The organism is Pseudomonas sp. C2B4 (assembly GCF_013359695.1).
Classification (GTDB): domain Bacteria; phylum Pseudomonadota; class Gammaproteobacteria; order Pseudomonadales; family Pseudomonadaceae; genus Aquipseudomonas.
Genome location: NZ_JABFMU010000015.1, coordinates 80,335 through 100,462, shown reverse-complemented (window position 1 = coordinate 100,462; position 20,128 = coordinate 80,335). Strand labels below are relative to the sequence as shown.

At 62.4% G+C, this 20,128-nt stretch carries 20 protein-coding genes; 3 read left to right on the top strand and 17 right to left on the bottom strand.

What is annotated here, in order from left to right; translation table 11 throughout:
• Positions 1 to 8: 8 nt before the first annotated feature.
• The 3 genes from HNQ83_RS12865 to HNQ83_RS31450 form a co-directional block, all read right to left on the bottom strand.
• A complete protein-coding gene (locus HNQ83_RS12865) occupies positions 9 to 722 on the bottom strand; it encodes an ABC transporter permease (RefSeq protein WP_175389309.1) in 714 nt (237 codons plus the stop codon).
• Between the two features lie 142 nt (positions 723 to 864).
• The gene (locus tag HNQ83_RS12860) at positions 865 to 1,653 is read right to left on the bottom strand and encodes a transporter substrate-binding domain-containing protein (protein ID WP_175389308.1); all 789 of its coding nucleotides are present in this window, start codon (positions 1,651 to 1,653) and stop codon (positions 865 to 867) included.
• A 26-nt stretch (positions 1,654 to 1,679) separates the two neighbouring features.
• Positions 1,680 to 3,683 (bottom strand): aminotransferase class I/II-fold pyridoxal phosphate-dependent enzyme, encoded by a 2,004-nt coding sequence (locus HNQ83_RS31450; protein WP_175389307.1) that lies wholly within the window; start codon positions 3,681 to 3,683, stop codon positions 1,680 to 1,682.
• 368 nt (positions 3,684 to 4,051) lie between these two features.
• On the opposite strand from HNQ83_RS31450, the gene HNQ83_RS12850 reads away from it, so the two are divergent.
• The 3 genes from HNQ83_RS12850 to HNQ83_RS12840 are packed head-to-tail and all read left to right on the top strand — an operon-like array spanning position 4,052 to position 7,710.
• Positions 4,052 to 5,581 (top strand): TolC family protein, encoded by a 1,530-nt coding sequence (locus tag HNQ83_RS12850; RefSeq protein WP_175389306.1) that lies wholly within the window; start codon positions 4,052 to 4,054, stop codon positions 5,579 to 5,581.
• Positions 5,574 to 6,698 (top strand): HlyD family secretion protein, encoded by a 1,125-nt coding sequence (locus tag HNQ83_RS12845; protein ID WP_175389305.1) that lies wholly within the window; start codon positions 5,574 to 5,576, stop codon positions 6,696 to 6,698. The genes HNQ83_RS12850 and HNQ83_RS12845 overlap by 8 nt, the downstream gene beginning before the upstream one ends.
• Positions 6,688 to 7,710: a DUF2955 domain-containing protein gene (locus HNQ83_RS12840; protein ID WP_175389304.1), complete on the top strand. Its 1,023-nt coding sequence runs from the start codon at positions 6,688 to 6,690 to the stop codon at positions 7,708 to 7,710. Before HNQ83_RS12845 ends, HNQ83_RS12840 begins: the two co-directional genes overlap by 11 nt.
• Positions 7,711 to 7,836: 126 nt before the next feature.
• On the opposite strand, the gene HNQ83_RS12835 is transcribed toward HNQ83_RS12840, so the two are convergent.
• The 14 genes from HNQ83_RS12835 to HNQ83_RS12770 all read right to left on the bottom strand — a co-directional run bounded on the left by HNQ83_RS12835 (position 7,837) and on the right by HNQ83_RS12770 (position 20,106).
• Positions 7,837 to 8,289, bottom strand: coding sequence for a YMGG-like glycine zipper-containing protein (locus HNQ83_RS12835; protein ID WP_175389303.1), 453 nt, complete (start codon positions 8,287 to 8,289; stop codon positions 7,837 to 7,839).
• A 45-nt stretch (positions 8,290 to 8,334) separates the two neighbouring features.
• Positions 8,335 to 8,682 carry a Rieske (2Fe-2S) protein gene (locus HNQ83_RS12830; RefSeq protein WP_175389302.1) on the bottom strand — a complete coding sequence of 116 codons (348 nt, stop codon included), beginning with the start codon at positions 8,680 to 8,682 and terminating at the stop codon, positions 8,335 to 8,337.
• A 2-nt stretch (positions 8,683 to 8,684) separates the two neighbouring features.
• Entirely contained in the window at positions 8,685 to 8,996 is a 312-nt protein-coding gene (locus HNQ83_RS12825; RefSeq protein WP_175389301.1) for a YciI family protein, read from the bottom strand.
• A 2-nt stretch (positions 8,997 to 8,998) separates the two neighbouring features.
• Entirely contained in the window at positions 8,999 to 9,871 is an 873-nt protein-coding gene (locus HNQ83_RS12820) for an intradiol ring-cleavage dioxygenase (RefSeq protein WP_175389300.1), read from the bottom strand.
• 25 nt (positions 9,872 to 9,896) lie between these two features.
• A complete protein-coding gene (locus HNQ83_RS12815; protein ID WP_175389299.1) occupies positions 9,897 to 10,964 on the bottom strand; it encodes a maleylacetate reductase in 1,068 nt (355 codons plus the stop codon).
• A gap of 8 nt (positions 10,965 to 10,972) precedes the next feature.
• Positions 10,973 to 12,436, bottom strand: a complete 1,464-nt coding sequence (locus HNQ83_RS12810) for an aldehyde dehydrogenase family protein (RefSeq protein ID WP_175389298.1) — start codon at positions 12,434 to 12,436, stop codon at positions 10,973 to 10,975.
• 90 nt (positions 12,437 to 12,526) lie between these two features.
• Positions 12,527 to 13,546: a hydroxyquinol 1,2-dioxygenase gene (locus HNQ83_RS12805; protein ID WP_175389297.1), complete on the bottom strand. Its 1,020-nt coding sequence runs from the start codon at positions 13,544 to 13,546 to the stop codon at positions 12,527 to 12,529.
• 44 nt (positions 13,547 to 13,590) lie between these two features.
• A complete protein-coding gene (locus HNQ83_RS12800; RefSeq protein WP_175389296.1) occupies positions 13,591 to 14,085 on the bottom strand; it encodes a hydroxyquinol 1,2-dioxygenase in 495 nt (164 codons plus the stop codon).
• A gap of 231 nt (positions 14,086 to 14,316) precedes the next feature.
• Entirely contained in the window at positions 14,317 to 15,246 is a 930-nt protein-coding gene (locus tag HNQ83_RS12795) for a LysR family transcriptional regulator (RefSeq protein ID WP_175389295.1), read from the bottom strand.
• A 184-nt stretch (positions 15,247 to 15,430) separates the two neighbouring features.
• Positions 15,431 to 16,465 (bottom strand): branched-chain amino acid ABC transporter permease, encoded by a 1,035-nt coding sequence (locus HNQ83_RS12790; RefSeq protein ID WP_175389294.1) that lies wholly within the window; start codon positions 16,463 to 16,465, stop codon positions 15,431 to 15,433.
• A complete protein-coding gene (locus HNQ83_RS12785; protein WP_175389293.1) occupies positions 16,465 to 17,328 on the bottom strand; it encodes a branched-chain amino acid ABC transporter permease in 864 nt (287 codons plus the stop codon). The genes HNQ83_RS12790 and HNQ83_RS12785 overlap by 1 nt, the downstream gene beginning before the upstream one ends.
• Positions 17,329 to 17,330: 2 nt before the next feature.
• Positions 17,331 to 18,023 (bottom strand): ABC transporter ATP-binding protein, encoded by a 693-nt coding sequence (locus tag HNQ83_RS12780; protein ID WP_175389323.1) that lies wholly within the window; start codon positions 18,021 to 18,023, stop codon positions 17,331 to 17,333.
• Positions 18,024 to 18,044: 21 nt separating this feature from the next.
• On the bottom strand, positions 18,045 to 18,770 hold the full coding sequence (locus HNQ83_RS12775; RefSeq protein WP_175389292.1) for an ABC transporter ATP-binding protein: 726 nt from the start codon (positions 18,768 to 18,770) through the stop codon (positions 18,045 to 18,047).
• 25 nt (positions 18,771 to 18,795) lie between these two features.
• Entirely contained in the window at positions 18,796 to 20,106 is a 1,311-nt protein-coding gene (locus HNQ83_RS12770) for an ABC transporter substrate-binding protein (protein ID WP_175389291.1), read from the bottom strand.
• Positions 20,107 to 20,128 lie beyond the last annotated feature (22 nt).

Genomic DNA, 20,128 nt, shown 5'->3' with positions numbered 1-20,128 from the left:
CAGCCGGTTTAGTCAACAAGAGGCATCCAGCGACGAATGCGTCGTTCCAAACGCCCCGACAAATAGTTGGACACCAGCGTCACCGCGTAATACAGCGCGGCGGCCGTGAGGTAGAACAACAGGTAGTGACGTGTCGAACCCGCGCCTTGTTTGGCGGTGTAGAGCAGCTCGTTGGTGCCAACCACGCTGATCAGCGCGCTGTCCTTGATCAGGTTGATCCACAGGTTGGCCATCCCGGCCATCGCATACGGCGCCATGATCGGCAGCGTCACGCGGCGGAACAGGCCAAAGCCGTGCAAGCCGAAGGCCTTGGCCGCTTCGATCTGGCCAAAGGGAATCGCCTGGATCGCCGCGCGAAAAATCTCCGACGCGTAGGCGCCCTGCACCAGGCCCAACACCACGATAGCCGCCAGCGGACCGCTGACATTCGCCACGCCAAAGCCGAGCGAGGTCATCAGCGAGTTGAGCAGCATGGAACCGACGTAATACAACAACAGGATCAGCAACAACTCCGGCACCGCGCGGAACAGCGTGGTGTAGCCACGGGCCAGGGCCGCAATCGGTTTCGGCGCGCCCAACTTGACGCACGCCACCACCAGGCCGATGGCCAGCCCGAGCACAAAGGCCCCGGCCGATATCTGCAGGGTCATCCAGAGCCCCTTGAGCAGCGCCGCCCCCCATCCTTGTTCGCTGAAATTGATCAAATCGAACATTGCTGGCATTTCAGTCTCCAGTTATCGCTGGCGATCCCTGTGGGAGCGAGCCTGCTCGCGAAGGCGTCCGAACATCAAACGTCGATGCAAGCTGACCCACCGCTTTCGCGAGCAGGCTCGCTCCCACAAGGGATTCGGGGTGTTCCTGCTGTCAGAACGCCGGCTTCACGCTGGTACCGAAGTAGCTCTGGGACAGGTCGTCATAGTCCTTGCTCGCCAACAGTTCCTGGATGGCTTTGTCGAGCTTGGCCTTGAGTTCCGTGTCGTCCTTGCGCAGGCCTGCGCCCACGCCTTTGCCGAAGATCGGGTCGTAAGGCACGGCACCGAGGTATTGCAGGTTGCTGTTGACGGCATCCGGGGTCTTGGCGAAGGCCACCATCGCGGTGCCGTCGGCCATCATCAGGTCGATGCGCCCGGCAATCAGGTCGGCGTTCGCCGAGTCCTGGGTGTCGTAGTACTTAACGTCGGCGATTTTTTCGTAGTAGGTCTTCAGGTAACTGGCACTTACGGTGGAGTTCTGCACGCCGATGGTCTTGCCCTTTAGGTCATCCGGGTACTTGCTCACGGTGGTGCCCTTCGGCCCGACAATGGCCACGACCGAGTCGTAGTAGGCCTTGCTGAAGGCGATCTGTTTTTCCCGCTCTTCGGTGACCGACATCGAGGAGAAAATCACGTCGATCTTCTTGGCCAGCAGCGACGGGATGATCCCGTCCCAGGCCACTTCCTTGATCTCGCACTCGGCTTTCATTTCACTGCACAGCTTGTGGATCAGGTCCACTTCGAAGCCCTTCCATTCACCGTTGGCCTGTTTCTCGGTGTACGGCGGATAGGGTTCAGCGGCGACCGCGAAGCGGATCGGTTGGGCTTGCGCCGCGCTCATGCCAGCCAGCATTACAGCGGCCACGCCGGTGATCCAGGTTGCCAAACGTCGATTTCCCATGATTTTTGCCCCGTCTTTTGTTGTTTTTAGCGAGTCTGATGAGCGTTGACGAACTGTCGGCAACGCTCGCTGCGTGGGTGTACGAACACTTCGTCCGGCGAACCGGTTTCCTCGATCAGCCCCTGATGCAGAAAGGCGACCTTGGAAGAAACATCGCGTGCGAAGGCCATCTCATGGGTCACCAGGATCATGGTCCGGCCTTCTTCGGCGAGCGAGCGGATCACCCGCAGCACTTCCCCGACCAGTTCCGGGTCGAGTGCCGAGGTGGGTTCATCGAACAGCATGACCTTGGGCCGCATGGCCAGGGCCCGGGCGATGGCCACCCGCTGTTGCTGTCCCCCGGAGAGAAACGCCGGGTATTCGTTGCGCTTGGCCGCCAGCCCGACGCGTTCGAGCAAGGCTTCGGCCCGTTCGGTGGCCTCTGCCTTGCTCTCGCGCAGGACCTGGGTCGGCGCTTCGATGAGGTTTTCCAGCACCGTGCGATGGGGCCAGAGATTGAAGTTCTGGAACACCATGCCCAGGCTGGAACGGATGCGTACCAACTGTTTGGCGTCTGACACCAGTGGCGCGCCGGGGCGGGTGTGGTTCAGGTGAATGCTTTCGCCATCCACCAGAATGCGCCCCTGATCCGGCACTTCGAGCATGTTGATGCAGCGCAGCAAGGTGCTTTTGCCCGAGCCGCTGGCGCCGATCAGCGAGATGACTTCGCCTTCGCGGGCCGTCAGGGACACGCCCTTGAGCACTTCGATATTGCCGAAGCGTTTGTGCAGTTGCTCGACTTCGATCATGGTCCGGGCCGCGACGGGTTCGGGCTTCGCTTCGCAGGTCACACGGCTGATGACCGGTCGCGGCGCCTCACCCTTGAGCACCAGGACAAAATCGCGGATACGCTGGCAGGCTTCGGTCAGTCGCTCTTCACCCAGGGTGAAGGACAAGCGCACAAAACCCTGCGCCGGCTCGCCAAAGGCCGCCGCGTCGAGCACCGACACCCTCGCCTCTCGCAACAGGCGCCAGGCGAATTCCAGTGACGTCAGGCCGGTGGCGCGCACATCCACCAGCACGAACATGCCGGCATCGGGCGTGAGTACGCTGATCCCCGGGCAATCCGCCAACCCCGCCACGACCAGATCGCGACGGCGTCGATAGATGTCGCGCATACCGTGGGTGACTTCGTCGTGGGCCTGAACGGCCTTGAGCGCGGCTTCCATGGCAAACCCCGGCAAGCCGTAGAGCATGCTCAACGCCAGGGTTTCGACATGGGCGACCAGGGCCGGGTTGGCCACGATCCAGCCGATACGCCAGCCGGTCATGGCATGGGATTTCGACAGGCTGCCGATCACCACGCAACGCTCGGCCATGCCCGGCAAGGCGGCCATGCTCAGGTGGTCGCGTTCGAACGCCAGGCTTTCATAGACTTCGTCGACCACCACCCACAGGTCATGGGCGATGGCGAGTTCAGCAATGGCTTGCAGCTCTTCGCGATTGAGCATCACGCCGGTGGGGTTGTTCGGGTTGGACAGGAAGATTGCCCGGGTTCGTGGGGTGATGGCCTTCGCCAGCACTGCTGCGTCAAGACGGAAATCATCGTCCGCCGAGCACGGCACCCTGACCAGCGTCGCACCGGAAGCCTTGAGCGTCGCCTCGTACGTCACGTACATAGGATCAAGGGCGATCACCTCGTCACCGGCCGTCAGCAGGCACAACGAGGTGGCGAACAAGGCGTTCTGCGCCCCGGCCACGGCAATCACGTTGTCGGCTTGCAGCTCGCGGCCCAACAGTTTGCCGTAGCGTGCGGCGATGGCCTCGCGCAAAGCCGGGCGACCGGCAACTTCGGTGTAGTGGGTATCCCCTTCGCGCAGCGCGTGGATGGCGGCATCGGTGATGAAATCAGGGGTGGGGAAATCCGGGTCGCCGACGCTGAGAATGATCACATCCTCGCCCCGACGCCGTGCTTCAAACGCCGCGTAGTGAATATCCCAGGCGGCAACGCCCTGGCCCGATATCCGCTCAACAAAGGGTGAAAACCGCATGCCAGTGCCTCGTTCAAAATGAAGAAACGCAAGCCCGCAACCAGCCGGGAAAGAAGGTGAAACGAACATAGTCCAAGCTGAACACTCGTTCAACAGAAAACTGACAAAGGTTCGCGTTCAGCGCAAACAGGTCGTTTTTAAAACATTGGTGTGGCGAGGGGATTTATCCCCGTGGGTCGCGAAGCGGCCCTAAATCAAGCGCCTGCAGTGTCTCGGATAAAACGCATCCAACGGGTTTGCGACTGCTGCGCAGCCGAACGGGGATAAATCCCCTCGCCACACAGGCTCGCTCCTACAACAAGGGATTGCGTACCACCCATCCTCCTGGCGTCTATGCTGCTGTGATATTCCTCGGTCGGAAACGCGCAATGCCTCCAGCCACCCGCCCATTGCTGCTGTTTGCCGTGCTTGTCCTTGGCGGCTGCGTACGGTTGGGGCCGGACTTCCAGTCGCCCGGCGAGCCCTGGGTCGATCACTGGAATACGCCGAACCTCGACCACGCCAGCCAGCGGGCGCTGCAACCGGATATACGCCAGTGGTGGGAGATTTTTGCCGATCCGACCCTGGACCGATTGATCGCCGAAGCCGATGCGAACAACTCCAGCCTGAAAATTGTGGGTCTGCGGGTCATGGAGGCACGCGCGCAATTGGGCATCGCCGAAAGCGGCCGCTACCCGCAACTGCAACAGTTGAGTGCCGACAGTGTGTACGTGCATCGCGATCAATCCGGCGGGCGCAACCCGATAGACAGCCGATTCTGGCAGCACAGCGCCGGGTTCGATGTGGGCTGGGAACTGGATTTCTGGGGCCGCTTCAGCCGTGCCATCGAGGCGTCTGACGCTGCCTATTTCGCCGCTGAGGCCAACTATGACGACGCCCTGGTCCTGCTCCGCGCGCAGGTTGCCGACAGCTATTTTTCGCTGCGCACGACCCAGGCCCGTCTGCGGGTGGCCGAGGAAAACGCCCGCCAGCAGGAACGCAATTACGAGATCACCGAAAAACTGTTCAAGAGCGGACAGACCGCCGAACTCGACCTGCAACAAGCCAAGACCCAATACCTCGGCACCCTGAGCAGCATCCCCCTCCTGCAAGATCAGCTGGTGCGCTTGCGCAATGCCCTGGCGGTACTGATCGGCCAACCGCCGGGCGAACTGCCGTTGGTGGTCGAAAACAAGGGATTGATCCCGCTGGTGGATCGCGCCGTGCTGCAGGATGTGCCGGCCCAACTGCTGCTGCGCCGTCCCGACGTGCGCGCCGCCGAGTTGAATGTCGCCGCGCAGTCGGCGCTGGTGGGCGTCGCCGAAACCGATTTCTACCCGTCGCTGAGTCTGCTCGGCAGCATTGTCTGGTCCACCGATACCTTGAGCGGCAGCTCCCGCAGCCTCGACCTGATCGGCGGCCCGAGCCTGCGCTGGAACGTGTTCGATTACGGCCGCATCAGCAACAACGTGCGGGTGCAGGATGCGCGCTTGCAACAGCTGATCGAGGCCTATCGCGACAAGGTACGCCAGGCCGCCCGCGAGGCGGACGATGCCGCCAACGGCCTGACCCAGGCCTTGCAGCGCGAACGCATCCTGCGTGAGGCCGAAGGCGCGGCGAAGCGCTCGCTGGAGCTGGCCAACGCGCTGTATCGCGAGGGTTACTCGGACTTTCAACGGGTGCTGGATGCCCAGCGCGCCCTGCTCGACACCCAGGACAGCTACCTGGTCAGTCGGGGTGACGCGGTGAGTAACGTGATCGCTCTGTACAGGGCCCTTGGCGGTGGCTGGTACAGCGCCCAGGCCAAAGTCGACCCGGCCACGCGCCGGCAAATGGAACAACGCACCGACTGGGGCGACCTGCTGTCCGAGCCCCAACCTGCTGCCTCCTTTCCCAACCCGGTAAGCCACCATGACTGACGCCGCGCCTCTCTCCTCTGACGCCCCGCCGCCTCCCGCCGATCCAACAAAAAGCGGCGTGAAATGGGTGTTGCTGCTGATCGTCCTGAGTCTGGCCTGGTACCTGCTGGCGGATCGGTTCACGCCCTACACGCAGCAGGCGCGGGTCGGCGCCTTCGTGATTCCGGTGGCGGCGGAAGTCGCCGGCCGGGTGATCCGCGTCAATGTGCGCAACAACCAGGACGTCAAGGCCGGGGAAGTGATCTTCGAGATCGATCCGCAGCCCTATCAGATCGCCGTCGACCGGGCCCGCGCCGATCTTGAATCCACCCGTCGGCAGATCGGGGCCAGCACCGCCGGCATCGCGTCGGCGCAGGCCAACCTGCGGGCGGCACAGGCCAACGAACTCAAGGCTCGCCAGGACAATCAGCGGCTGGAAGGCTTGTACCGCGAAGACCCGGGCACCATCTCCGTGCGCCTGCTGGAAGTGTCCCGGGCCAACCACGAAGCCGCCGTGAGCAAGGTTGCCGCGGCCCGGGCCGAAGTGCAGCGCGCCCGTGAAACGGAAGGCGGCAGCGAGGATGACAACGCCAAACTGCGCAGCGCCGCCACGGCCTTGTCGAAGGCCGAGCTGGACCTGTCCAATACCCAGGTCCGTGCGCGCTCGGCCGGGCTGATCACCGACTTACGCACCGATGTCGGCCAGTTCGCCGCAGCCGGTAATCCGGTCATGACCCTGATCGCGATCCATGACGTATGGATCAGTGCCGACATGACCGAGAACAATCTCGGCCTGGTCAAAACCGGCACGCCGGTATCGGTAGTGCTCGATGCGTTGCCCGGCGAAGTATTCGAAGGCCGCGTGCGCAGTCTTGGCTACGGGGTCAGCGTGGGCCAGCCGGCCGCCCCTGGCACCTTGCCCACGGTGCAGAACAGCCGCGACTGGCTGCGACCGGCCCAGCGTTTCCCGGTGATCATCGAGTTTTCCGCCGAGTCACTGGCCATGCTCAAGGACAACCGCTCCATACGCGCCGGCGGCCAGGCCGAGGTGATGGCCTTTCCTTCCGAGGGCAATGTGCTCAACCCGTTGGGGCGGATCTTCCTCGGGCTGATGAGTTGGCTTTCCTATGCCTACTGAGCGCTCGCCGAGGGTCCAGCGCGCGGCACGCCTGGCCACCGGCACCGCGCTGTGCCTGGCCGCCAGTTATGGCCTGGCGCTGCCGATTCCGTTTCTGGCACCGGTGTTGTGCGCGCTGTTGCTGATTTCCCTCAACCGTCCCTTGTCGTTCAAGGCCGCCATAGCCCTCGGATTGATCGCGATGCTGACCACTGGCATCGGCCTATTGCTGATTCCGCTGCTGCGTTACTTCGGGTTCAGCGGCGTGCTGTTGATCGGGCTTTGTCTGTTCGCGGTGTTTGGATTTGGCTTGAGGGGTGGCAATAACCTGATCGTCACCTTGCTGGTGATCGGTCTGACCATGATTTCGTCAGCGGGATTTGCCGACTTCGATCTGGCGCTGACGGTGATCACGGCACTGGTCGCCGGGCTGCTGTTGGCGGTCATGGTCGGCGTGGTCAGTCACGGGTTGTTCCCGGAACCTGCCAATGCCCCTGCCCCACCCGCCGCCCCGCCCTTGCCGGAAAACGAAGTACACCGGGTAGCGTTGCGCGCGACCCTGATCGTGATCCCGGCGTTCCTGCTGGCGCTGATCGACCCGGCCAGCTACCTGCCCATCGTGCTCAAGGCGGTCAACCTGGGACAACAGAGTTCCACCACCTCGGCCCGCAGCGCCGGGCGCGAACTGCTGGGATCGACGCTGCTTGGCGGCCTGTTGGCGATCCTGTTCTGGTGCGCACTCAGCCTGTTCGTGCACCTGTGGATGTACTTCCTGTGGATGCTGCTGTTCGGCCTGATCCTGGCGCGCAAGCTCTACGGCCTGAGCCCCGGCCGCTGGAGCCCCGGTTTCTGGATGAACACCCTGATCACCCTGATCATCCTGCTGGGGCAATCGGTGCAGGACAGCGAGGCGGGCAAGGACGTCTACACCGCATTCGCGGTGCGCATGGGGCTGTTTATCGCAGTGACGCTGTATGCCTGCCTGATGGTCCACCTGCTCGAACAGCGGCAGAAAACCATTATCAAGGCCTGATGCCGCGATCCTTGTGGGAGCGAGCCTGCTCGCGAAAGCGGTGGGTCAGTCGACTTCGATGCTGAAGCTGATGGCCCCTTCGCGAGCAGGCTCGCTCCCACAGGATTTTTCCTGGCCGGGACAGGCTCAGGGATTGACCTGATAACCCTTGCCCTGCAAACAACTGGTATAGGCCGTCGATGTATTCGCGGCGTTGGTTTTGTTTTGCGCCCGTCGTTCCTGACGCTGACGTGAACCACCGACCACCGCCCCCGCCGCGGCGGTCTCCTTGGCGCGGTTCTGCCGATAATCCTGCTTGGTGTCGTCATCGACGCGATCATAAAACTCGTCATGCTGACGTCCACGCACTTGCGCGCCCGCCGCACCGGCAGCCGCCCCCACGGCGGCGCCCTTGAGCCGTCCACCGGACGGCGTCGACGTTGAAGATGCCTGACTGGCGGCGATGTTGTGGCAATCGTTGATGTCCACTTGGGTCTGTTGCGAATTCTGGCCTTTGAGCGGCACCACGGTTTCGGCCCATCCCTGAGCGCTGAAAACCGCCAATGCAATGCACAGGCCGATGGGTGACAACCTTTTCATGATGACCTCCGGACGGGAGTGCTCCATCCCTCAAGAGATTGTAGATCACCCCTCCCCAACCACCTCCATGACCAGGCTGTTTTCGACCCAGCGCACAGGCACCGCCTCCAGTTGCGCGCCTTTGCAGGGGCCGTCGATGCAATGCCCGTCCTCGAAACGAAACATGGCACTGTGATGCGCGCACATCAGGACCTTGCCCCGATAGGTGCAGAATTCCTGCGGGCGATAGTCCAGCGGCACCGAAAAGTGCGGGCATCGATTGATGTAGACCCACACCTGCTCGCCTTGCCGCACGGCAATCAGCCCGGCGGGATGCAGTTGTTGGTGTTGCGGCAGGCCCAGGGCGCCGCCGTCAGCGATGTCGTCGCGTTGGCACAACGTCAGGGTGGTCATGATCAGCCGCGCATCTCCGGATTGCCGAGGCTCCAGTGCCAGGGGCGGATCTGGATAGTCGCAAACAACCCGGCCTGCACATAAGGGTCGTCCTGAATGAACGCTTCCACCTCCGGCAGGCTGCCCGCCTCGATCACCAGCAACGTGCCATTCATCGCCGCCCCGGTGTCATCGAGGGTCGGACCGCCGAAGCGCACGACGACCCGGTGTGTCCCGGTCGTACGCAAATGGCTCTGATGACTGGGCCGCAGGCGTTGACGCAAGGCCAGCGAATCCGGGTGGTCGGTGGCAAATACCGCAAAAAACTGGCCCATGTTCACTCGGTTTCCATGACGAATTCGTAACACGCCCGTTTGAACGGCAACGGGATATCCAGCCTTTCGGACAGATCATCGTGGGTCGCCCGGTCTTCATAGATGACCTGCAGCGACTGTTTGACGCCGAATACCGCATCGGACTCCAGATAAGGATCATCGCGATTGAACAAGTGGGTGACGAGTTTGCGATACCCCGGTACATCGATCATGAAATGCAGGTGCGCGGGCCGCCACGGGTGGCGATTGGCGGCGTTGAGCATGCGCCCCACCGGGCCGTCGGTGGGAATCGGGTAGCACACCGGGACAATGGTGCGAATCGCGAAATAACCGTCGGCATCCGTGCGATATCGACCGCGCAGGTTGCCGAACGGCTGTTCAGTGTCCTGACCGGAATACATGCCATTTTCAGCCGTCTGCCAGATGTCCAGCACCGCGCCGGCCAGGGGATTGCCCCCGGTGTCGACCACCCGACCGCGCACCAGCGCCGTTTCGCCCGGGGTGAACGCCATGTTTTCACCGAATTCGCGCTCAGGCATGCCTTCGATATAGAACGGCCCGAACACGGTCGTTTCGGTGGCGTTTGCACTGTGCCGATGGTTGATCGCATCGACCAGCATCGACACGCCGAGTGTGTCCGAGAGCAGGATGAATTCCTGGCGCACCAGGCCATCGCATTTATGCCCGGTTTCAGTCAGGAAACGTATGCCTTCAAACCATTCCTGTTCGGTCAGTTCGACCTCGCTGACAAACCCGTGCAGATGGCGCACCAGGCTTTGCATGATCTGTTTATAACGGGCGTTGGGCGCATGATTGAAACTGTTCACCGCTTTTTCGGAGATCAGTGATTCGATGATTTTGTCTTGATCGGTCATTGTTGTTATTCCGACGGGGAAAAGATCAGGCCGGCGCCAGGCCTTTCAGGGCGCGGGTCAACAAGGCTTCAATCGGGCCTTGTTCAAACGGCCGTGGATTGTAGTAAGGACTGGCGCAGGCAATTTTCGCCGCTTCGGCTGGTCCGTTTTCAGGCAGGCCGATGTCCGCCAGGGCCAGTGGAATACCCAGCTTCTGGTTCAGCGCGTACAGCAAGCCACCCACCTCTCTCGCCTCGCGGCCACCCAGGGCGCGGGCGGCACGTTGCAACGGGCCTGCCGCCGCTTCACGGTTGTAATGCGCCGCGTGCGGCAGAACGATGGCATGCGCCTGGGCGTGGGGCAGATTGAAGGTCCCGCCCAGCGTATGACAGAGCTTGTGGTGCAAGGCCATGCCGACCGAGCCCAGGCAAATGCCTGCCAGCCAGGCGCCATACAACGCCTGGCTGCGCGCCTGCTGATCGTTGGGGTCATTGACCACGCCCGGCAACGCCTGTGCCAGCGAGCGAATGGATTCTTCGGCCATGAAGCCGATGATCGGGTTGGCGTCCTGGGCGTACAGCGCTTCAACGGCGTGGGCCATGGCGTTCATGCCCGAGCAGGCGGAGATCTGCGCTGGCAGGCTCAGGGTCAATTGCGGGTCGTAGATCACGGTTTTTGGCAAAACCCTGGGGTCGCGTCCGGTTTTCTTCAGGCGGTTTTCGGTCAACCCGTAGATCGGCGTCATCTCCGAGCCGGCGTAAGTCGTCGGTATCGCGACGATCGGCAACCCGGAATCCATGGCAATCGCCTTGCCCAGGCCGATGGTCGACCCACCGCCGATGGCCACGCAGCAATCGGCATCCAGCCGTGCCGCTTCGACCCGCGCCGCTTGTGCCACTTCCAGCGGAACGTGCATCACCGCCTTCGAATACACACCCGCCGCGCGATCGCCGAGCAACGCCGCGACCTGCTCACCGAGCCCGTGTTGTTCCGGCGTGGTGAGGATCAGCGCGCGCCGGGCACCCAGCCGCTCGATCTCTTCAGCCAGCGCCGAGAGCTTGCCCCAGCCGAACACCACGCGGGTCGGCAGGCTTTGGTAAATGAAGGGATTCATGGCAGGCCTCAGCGCTTGAAGTGTGGAGGGATCTTGGCGTCAACGTTGACCCACACCGAACGGGCCTCGGTGTAGTCGTGGATCGCTTCGAAGCCCATCTCGCGGCCATAGCCCGATTGGCCGACACCGCCGAACGGACTGCCTGGGCTGACACGCTTGTAGCAATTGATCCAGCACATGCCGGCATGAATCGCGTCGGCCATTTTGTGCGCCCGGGCCAGGTTCTGCGTCCACAGGCCACTGCCCAATCCGTACTCGGTGCCATTGGCAATGGCCAGGGCTTCTTCGTCGGTGCTGAAACGCACCACGGTGACGAAGGGACCGAAGACTTCTTCCTGGCAGACGCGATCACCGGGCTTGGCCTCGACCACGGTAGGTTCGACATAGAAACCATTGGCCAGGGCCTTGTCGTCCGGCGACTTGCCGCCAGCGAGGACCTTGCCGCCCTGCTCGATGGCGATATCGATGTACGCCAGCACGCGGTCGCGGTGCAGCGCCGAGGTCAACGGGCCCATTTCGGTTTCGGGGTCCATCGGATCGCCCAGGCGAATGGACTTGGCCAATGCGATGAAACGCTCAAGAAATTGGTCCGCGATGTCCTTGTGCAGAATCAGCCGCGAGCCGGCGATGCAGGCTTGGCCCTGATTGTGGAAGATCGCCCAGGCCGCGCCGTTGACCGCCGCGTCCAGGTTGGCGTCCTCGAACACGATGTTCGCGCCCTTGCCGCCCAGTTCCAGCTGGATGCGCTTGAGATTGCTTTTCGAGGCTTCAACAATCCGCCGGCCGGTCGCCGTGGACCCGGTAAAGGCAATCTTGCCCACGTCCAGGTGTTCGGCCAGCGCCTGGCCCGCAGTATGGCCGTAACCCGGCACCACGTTGACCACCCCTTTGGGGAAGCCGACTTCGGTCATCAGCTCGACGATGCGCAAGGTCGTCAGCGGGGTGATTTCCGACGGTTTGATCACGATGGTGTTACCGGCCGCCAGCGCCGGGCCCATTTTCCAGCTGGTGAACATCAGCGGAAAGTTCCAGGGCACAATCTGCCCCACCACGCCAATCGGCTTGCGCTGCACGTAATTGAGAAACCCGGCGTCGACCGGAATCACCGACCCTTCGATCTTGTCGGCCATGCCGCCGAAATAGCGGAAACAGGCGGCGGTGCGCGGAACGTCGAGGCCACGGGAGTCACGAATCGGATGCCCGGTGTTGAGGGATTCGAGTTGCGCCAGTTCTTCGCCACATTCCTCGATTTTGTCCGCCAACTTCAGCAACAAGCGCCCACGTTCGGCGGCGCCGAGGGCAGACCAGGCCGGGAATGCACGTTTGGCGGCGGCGACCGCGAGGTCGACGTCGGCGGCTTCGGCGGCGGCAATGCGGGTGATCAACGCGCCGTCATGGGGCGAGACGACGTCGATGGTGCCACCCGCGACCGCATCCACGAATCGGCCATCGATATAGAGCTGATTTTGCATAATGTTTTCCTCGCACCGCGCCGGTGGCGCAGTGTCTGACGACTGGATGCTTGATCGCCTGGCCCGACAATGCCGGGCCAGGCAAAGGTCTTAGAATTCGATCGGATACGGCTTCAGTTCGCCGCTCTCGTAGCGTTGCGGCAGGTTCGGCGTGGCGTTTTCCCAGACCATCAGCATCGAGCGCTTGGTGGAATAGCCCTGGTGGCGGATGTCGGCGGGCATGGCGCAAATGTCGCCGGCGCGCATGGTGATGCGGGCGCGCGGGTTGCCGTCGTCCTTGTCGCCGACGTCCCAGATGATTTCGTCGGACAGTTGCAGGAACCATTCGACCCGGTCATTGCCATGGAACACCGGCAGGATGAATTCTTCGGTGGTCGGGCAGAACAGGCTGGCCTTGCACACCGAGGTCACCGACGGGTTCCAGGTCACGTCGGAACGCGACAGGTACTTGAACAGGCTGAAGGCATGCAGCTCGCCTTCGAAACCTTCAGCGGCGTGCACTTCGGGTTCTTCCTGGGACACGTCGATGAACTGGCGATTGACCGGCAGATCGTTGCGCAGCGGCGAGTCATCCTTCAGGCCCGGCATGCGCTTGGTGGCGATACGGAAGCGTTCGATGGCCTCGATGTTGCTGCCGTTCTTGCGACCGAAGGCCGTGCCGGTTTCTTCCGGTGCGGCAAACGGGTCGAAGGTGGCGTTGGTCCAGTCGCGCAGGATCGCCTTGAAGGTCGCCATGATCAGCGGCGTTTCGAAATTTTCGGTGTAGTTGACCCCGGCGGCCTTGAGCGTACCGTTGAAGGTGCCGGCATACAGGTCGACCTTGCCGTAGTAATTGCGGGTGCCGATGACGTGGTCGAAGTTGACCCAGCCGTAGAAAAAGCCCCAGGCCACGTCGCGCATCAGGGCACGGAGGAAGGCATCCACCGGAATCAGGTGCGAGCGGGTCTGGCCTTTGGCGGGCCAGGTAATACGGGCGAAATACTCGTCCCGCGACAGTTCGAAGGCGCCGAGCTGGAAGGTGCAGTAGCCGGTCACGGGATGGGGCGGGCTGATCTTGACGTCATCGTCGGCAAACAGTGCGGTATCGGCAGCGGTTTCAAGCATGGCCATGTCGGGATTCCTCTTGTTTTGGTTGGCGGGGGTGGCTGGGCTGATCACTTGAAGCAGATGTCTGCCCACTTCTCGACCGACAACGGTCCTTTGATGGTTTGCTGCAAGATCACGCCAGGACGACTGGCTTCGAAGCGATACGCCGTGCCGACCGGCAGCAGGCACTGGTGGCCGCGTTTGAGCAGGACGTAACCCATGGGTTTGCCCGCCGGGACTTCACCGGCCAGCCGGGTGCCCTCGCCGTCTTTCAACGGCGCGTCGAGCTTGAGGAAATCGACCCGCACTTCACCGTCCATGACGATGGCGAACTCGTCGTGCGCCGCGGTGTACCAAGGCGATTGCCCTTCGGCGCGCAGGGTCTCGACGACGTAACCGAGATTGAGGCCGACCACGACTTTTTCATAAGGGCGCGATTGTTGCGCCACTTCGAAAATGTTGGAAAAGGCGTAGTGACTGGCCTGGCCGCTGATGATTTCAACGGAGCCCTTGCTGTAATTGTCCAGCGAGCCGAAGACTGTTTCGATTGCCGCGCTACTCATGGTTTTCACCGTTTTGTTGTTGTAGTAACAGTGGGCCAACAGTACGTCTCGCCCCTCGCGGGAACAATTAGGCAGTCGGCGACAACAGTGTTCGTGAAACGCAAACACTGGGGGCACTGCAATCCTTGTGGGAGCGAGCCTGCTCGCGAATGCGGTTTTACATCCTGCAGGGATGTTGGCTGACACAACGTCTTCGCGAGCAGGCTCGCTCCCACAGGTTTGGTGTATGACTCAGCGCACCCAGCCACGCTTCAGCAAAGGCTTGTCCCAGCAGGGTTCGTCGCCGAAGTTTTCCACCAGGAAGTCGATCAGCGTCCGCACTTTCAGGGCCCGGCGCTGGGTTGCGGGGTACACCGCGGAGAAATTGAAGGAGGACAAGGCGTACTCCGGCAGCACCGGAATCAGACGCCCGTTGAGCAGATCGTCACTGGCCACCAGGGTCGGCAAACAGACAATACACACCCCGGTCGAAGCGTAATCACGCAACAAATGCACGGAATTTGAACGCACCTGACCCGGCAGGCTCAGTTCCACCTGTTCGTCTTCGCGGGTGAAGATCCAGCGATTGCGCGACGGATAGCCCTCGTACAAGGCGATCTTGTGTTGCAGCAATTGCTGGGGATGCGTGGGCACGCCGAATTCCTCGGCATAGTCAGGGGACATGCAGAACAAACGGCGAACACTGAACAGTTTGCGCTCGATCAGGGTTTCCGCCATGGGCGGGAACATCTGGAACGCGACATCGAAGCCTTCTTCGATCGGGTCGACCACCCGGTCGTTGACGATCACGTCCACCTCGATGTCCGGGTACAGCCGCGTGAACTCCGCCAGCATCCTGCCAAAGTGGCCGATGGCGAACCCCGGCAGCATCTGCACCCGCAGTTTGCCCGTGGGCTTGGCCCGCAGTTCGCGCATGTGCTCGGTCAGCGAGTTGAAGCTCGCGACCATGTCCGCGCATTCCTTGTAGTACGTCTCCCCGACTTCGGACAGCCGCACATGACGCGTGCTGCGATGGAACAGCGGCGCATTGATGAACTGCTCGAGCTGCTGAATACGGTGGGTAATCACCGAACGGGTCACGCCCAACTGCTGGGCCGCCCTGGCGAAGTTACCGGTCTCGGCAACGCGCACAAAGGCTTCGACACTGAGTAAACGATCCATGGGGCAGGTTCTCTGGATGTGTAGGAGCGAGCTTGCTCGCGATGAACGCCCAGTCAACGCGGGCATTCAGATAGCCCGCGTTATCGTTAACGACCATCGCGAGCAAGCTCGCTCCTACAGGTAGCCGGACGGTACAGCGAGGTTAGCCTGTCGGCACCTCGCACTCCAGATTCCGGACGGCCCTTTATGGCCGGGGTTGCACGGACAACCGCCGCTGCATGGGAAAAACCTGCCAGCCCAGCCGCTCACTGATCAGGCCCCACACCCCTTGCGGCGCCTTGAGCATCATCACCACCGCGACCACGCCGAGAATGATCATGTACAGGGCCCCGTACTGGGCCAGGCATCCTCGCAACGCAAAATAGATCAGCGTGCCGATCAATGGCCCCTCCAGGGTGCCGATGCCGCCGATGATGACGATGAAAATCACCACCGCCGTCCAGTCCTGCAGGTTGAACGCCGCATCCGGGGAAATCCGCAGCTTTTGCAGGAAGATCAGCGCCCCGATCACCCCGGTGCAACCGGCCGCCAGTACGTACACCATCAACTTGGTCCGGAAGGTATTGACCCCCAGGCTGCCGGAGGCCGGTTCGGAGTCGCGGATCGACGCCAGGGCCAGACCCTGTCGCGAACGCAGCAAAAAGAACACCACCGCCACGGCACCGATGGCGATGGCTAGGGCGGTGAAGTAAATCAGCATCTCGCGCCCGTCCCGGTCCGTGCCGATCTGCCGTACGATCGCCGCCGGCAGACTTTGCCCGGAACCGCCGCCCAAGCTACTCATCTGCGCCAACCCCAGGCGAAAGACTTCGGCCACCACCCAGGTACCGATGGCAAAGTAGGCGCCGCGCAGGCGAAACACGATCAAGGCCGTGGGAATCGCCAACAGCGCGACCAGTACCCCCGAGAGCAACACCGCGAACAAGGGCGGCACCCCCAGTTGCGTCGACAGCATGAACAGCAGGTAGCCGCCCAGGCCCACAAACGCCTGCTGCCCGACCGACACCAGGCCGGCGTAACCCGCCAGCAGGTTCCACATTTGCGCCAGGGCCAGGTAATAGGCGAACTCCACCACCAGTCGCAGGCTGGCACGATCGGCCCACCATGGCGCACTGATCAGCACCAGCACGCACAGCCCGAGCAATGACAGCCCGAACCGGCTGCTGGTGGTCGTGCGTTGTACGCGCCAGGTCAGCGCAGGATTGTTCATCGCATTCATCAGTCCACACTCCGGGGAAACAGGCCACGCGGGCGCACGACCAGGATCAGCAGAAACACAAGGTGACCGGCGAGGATCTGCCAGCCGGGATCGATTTTTGCGCCCAGTGCCTGGGCGATGCCGAGAATCACCCCGCCGGCCAGGGTGCCCCACAGGCTGCCGAGGCCGCCGATGATCACCGCTTCAAAGCCGTACAACAGACGCGCCGGCCCCACGGTGGGGTCGAAACTGGTACGAATCGCCAGAAACACCCCGGCGATCGACACCACCGCCATCGCCAGCGCCATGGCCAGGCCGAAGATATGTGCGTTGTTCACGCCCATCAGCCGCGCGGTCTGCTGGTCATCGGAGGTGGCGCGGAACGCACGGCCCAACGCGGTTTTATAGAACAGCAATTGCAGACCGCCGATGATCAGCAGTGCACCGCCAAACACCATCAGCGGCATGATCCCCACGCTGAGGCTGCCGAAGCCGACACTCGCAACTTCCAGGTCGCCCTGGGACAGCTTCTGGCTGTCGGCGCTGAAAAACTGCAGCAGGACGTTTTGCACGATGATCGACAGACCGAAGGTCACCAGCAGCGGCGGCAGAATGTCCTGGCCGAGCGTCCGGTTGAGCAGACCGCGCTGCAACAGGTAGCCAAAACAGAACATCACCGGCACGACGATCATCAGGCTGGCGAGCGGACTGAAACCCAGGTGGTTGACCACCATCAGCGCCAGGTACGACGCCAGGACGATGAAGTCGCCATGGGCGATGTTGACCAGGCGCATGATGCCGAACATCAGCGACAGCCCGACCGCGAACATCGCGTAGAGGCCACCGAGCAACATGCCCTGGAGAAGCGTATTGATCCATTCCATCACTAAACCCCGAAGTACGCGGCTTTGATTTGCGCCTTGTCGACGTCTCCTGGCCGGCCGGTCAGGGACACGCGCCCTTCCTGCAAGCAATAGAAACGGTCGCAGACACTCAGCGCCTGATTGATGTCCTGCTCGACGAGAATCACCGTGGTGCCGTCGGCCTTGATCGAAGGCAACGCGGCGTAGATATCCTTGATCGTGGTCGGTGCCAGGCCCAGGCTGATCTCGTCGCACAGCAGCAAGTGCGGGTTGGCCATCAAGCCCCGGCCAATCGCAACCATTTGCTGCTGACCGCCGGACAGCGCGGTGCCGGGGCGCTTGCGCAGCTTTTCCAGCACCGGGAACAGCTGGTAAATCCTCGCCAGCGTCCAGGGCCCCGGGCGTTTGCTGTAGGCGCCGATTTGCAGGTTTTCCTCGACTGTGAGCGACGGAAACAGCTTTCGACCCTCCGGCACCAGGGCGATGCCGCGCTCGATCACCTGGTTCGCCGCCAGGTCACCGATGGCCTGGCCCCTGAAGGTGATGGCATCCGGGCGATTTTTGATCTGCCCCGCCAGCGAACGCAGGAAGGTTGATTTACCCGCGCCGTTGGAACCGATGATCGCCACGGTTTCGCCCTCTTCCAGGGTCAGGCTGAGGTCGTACAGCGCTTGAAAGTCGCCGTACCTGGCGCAGAGTCTGTCGATGGACAGCAGCTTTGTTTGGGTCGTCATGTCTCAGCTCCCGATGCCCATGTAGATGTCCTGGACCCGCGGATCGGCCATGACGCTGCGCGGCTCGCCTTCGGCCAGCTTGGCGCCGAAGTTGATCACCGTCAGACGGCTGACCACCGCCAGCAAGGCGTGGACGATGTGTTCGATCCAGATGATGGCGACGCCGGCCTTGTGGATGCCCTGAATGGTTTCCACCAGCGCCAGGCATTCCGGTTCGGTCAGGCCGCCGGCGATTTCATCGAGCAACAGCAGGCGTGGCTGGGTCGACAAGGCCCGCGCCATTTCCAGACGCTTGCGGTCAAGCAGGGTCAGCGAGCCGGCCAGCATGTTGGCCTTGCGCATCAGGCCCGTCAGTTCCAGGGTCTGCGCGCACCACTGGCTGGCCTCCTTGTCGCGCAACCGCGCGCCGAAGGTCGCGCCCACCAGCAGGTTCTCGAACACGGTCATTTTCACGAACGGGTGCGGGATCTGGTGGGAACGGCCGATGCCTTGCTGGCAGCGCTTGAACACTGGTTCGCGGGTGACGTTGCGGCCTTCGAAATGAATGCTGCCGCTGTCCGCCGCCACGCCACCGGCGATCAGGTTGAACAGCGTGCTTTTGCCCGCACCGTTGGGGCCGATGATGCCCAGGGCCTCGCCGGGTTGCAGGGTCAGGCTCATGGCATCGGTGACCTTCACCGAGCCGTAGCTTTTATGCACATCGTTCAGTTGTAGAAGTGGCTGTTGCATGGTGCACCTGCTTGCTTGAGCGCGATCAATACGTAATGGCCTGCATCTCGCCGCCCAGGGGGATCGCCGGCGCGGTGGCATTGCTGGTCACGACCAGGTCGTATTTGTTGTCTTGGCCCAGGCGCCATTGGCCACTGACCAGCGGCGTCTTGGCGACGTTCTTCACCGGCCCGCCGTTCCAGTTGATCGGCCCGACGACGGTCTTGAGATTGGTCTTGAGCAACGCGTCGCGCACGGCCTTCGGGTTACCGATTTCTTCGGTGCGCTGGAGGATGTCCACCGCCAGCTCGAACAGGGCGTGCACAAAGCCCAAGGGTTGCGTCCACTGTTTGCCGGTGGCCTGGGTGAAGCCCTGGGCGAGCTGCCCGGCACTGGCGCCGGTCAACGACGAACTGAACGGGTGCGTCGGGCTCCACCAGATTTCGGTGGACAGGTTGTTGCCCGCCTTGCCCAGCGCTTCGACCGCCGTGGGAAACAGCAACGCCTTGCCCACCGACACCGCTTTGGGCTTGAAGCCCTGCTGGCGAGCCTGGGTCCAGAACGTCGTGAGGTCCGGAGGGATGACGACGCCTGTGACAATCTCGACCTCGGCCTTTTTGAACGCGGCGATCTGCGCGGAAAAGTCATCGGTCAGGCTCTGGAAACGACCGGGGTCGACCAGTTGGAAACCCTTTTGCGCCAGCACCGGTGGAAACCCGAGTTTCGAATCGCCCCAGGCATTGCCGTCGCCATCGTTGGGAAACAGGCCGCCGATCACTTTGTCGGTCTGCATGGCACCCCACATCGAGGTGTAGGTGCCGATCACATCTTCCAGGCCCCAGAAAAAGTGGTAGGTCCACTCAAAGCCCTGATCGGGCTTGCCGCCACGGGTGAAGAACCACGGTTGCCACGGCGCCACTGTGGAAATGCACGGGATCTCGTTGATTTCGCATTGGTCGGACACCGGGTTGGTGGTTTCCGGCGTCGACGACACCAGCATCAGGTCGACCTGGTCGGACAGGATCAGTTCGCTCGCCACCTCCGCCGCGCGGTTGGGGTTGGACTGGCTGTCCTTGACGATGACTTCCAGGCGGTACGCCTTGCCGGCCACAGTAAGGGTGTTCTTCAGCGTTTGCTTGAGCGATTCGATGATGTAGTTGTCGGCGGCGGCAAACGGTGCGAGCGGCCCGGTTTGTGGGCTGACGTAGCCGAGCTTGATCACCCGCTCACTGCCCACGGCGAAGTTGAACGGCAGGCTGGCCAGGGCGATCCCGCCGGCGGCGATAGCGCTGCCACGCAGGAAATCACGACGTGAGACGTCGCGGCCAAACAGGTTTTTATCGTTGTTGTCTGTCATGAAAATTGCTCCAGTGCGGCGA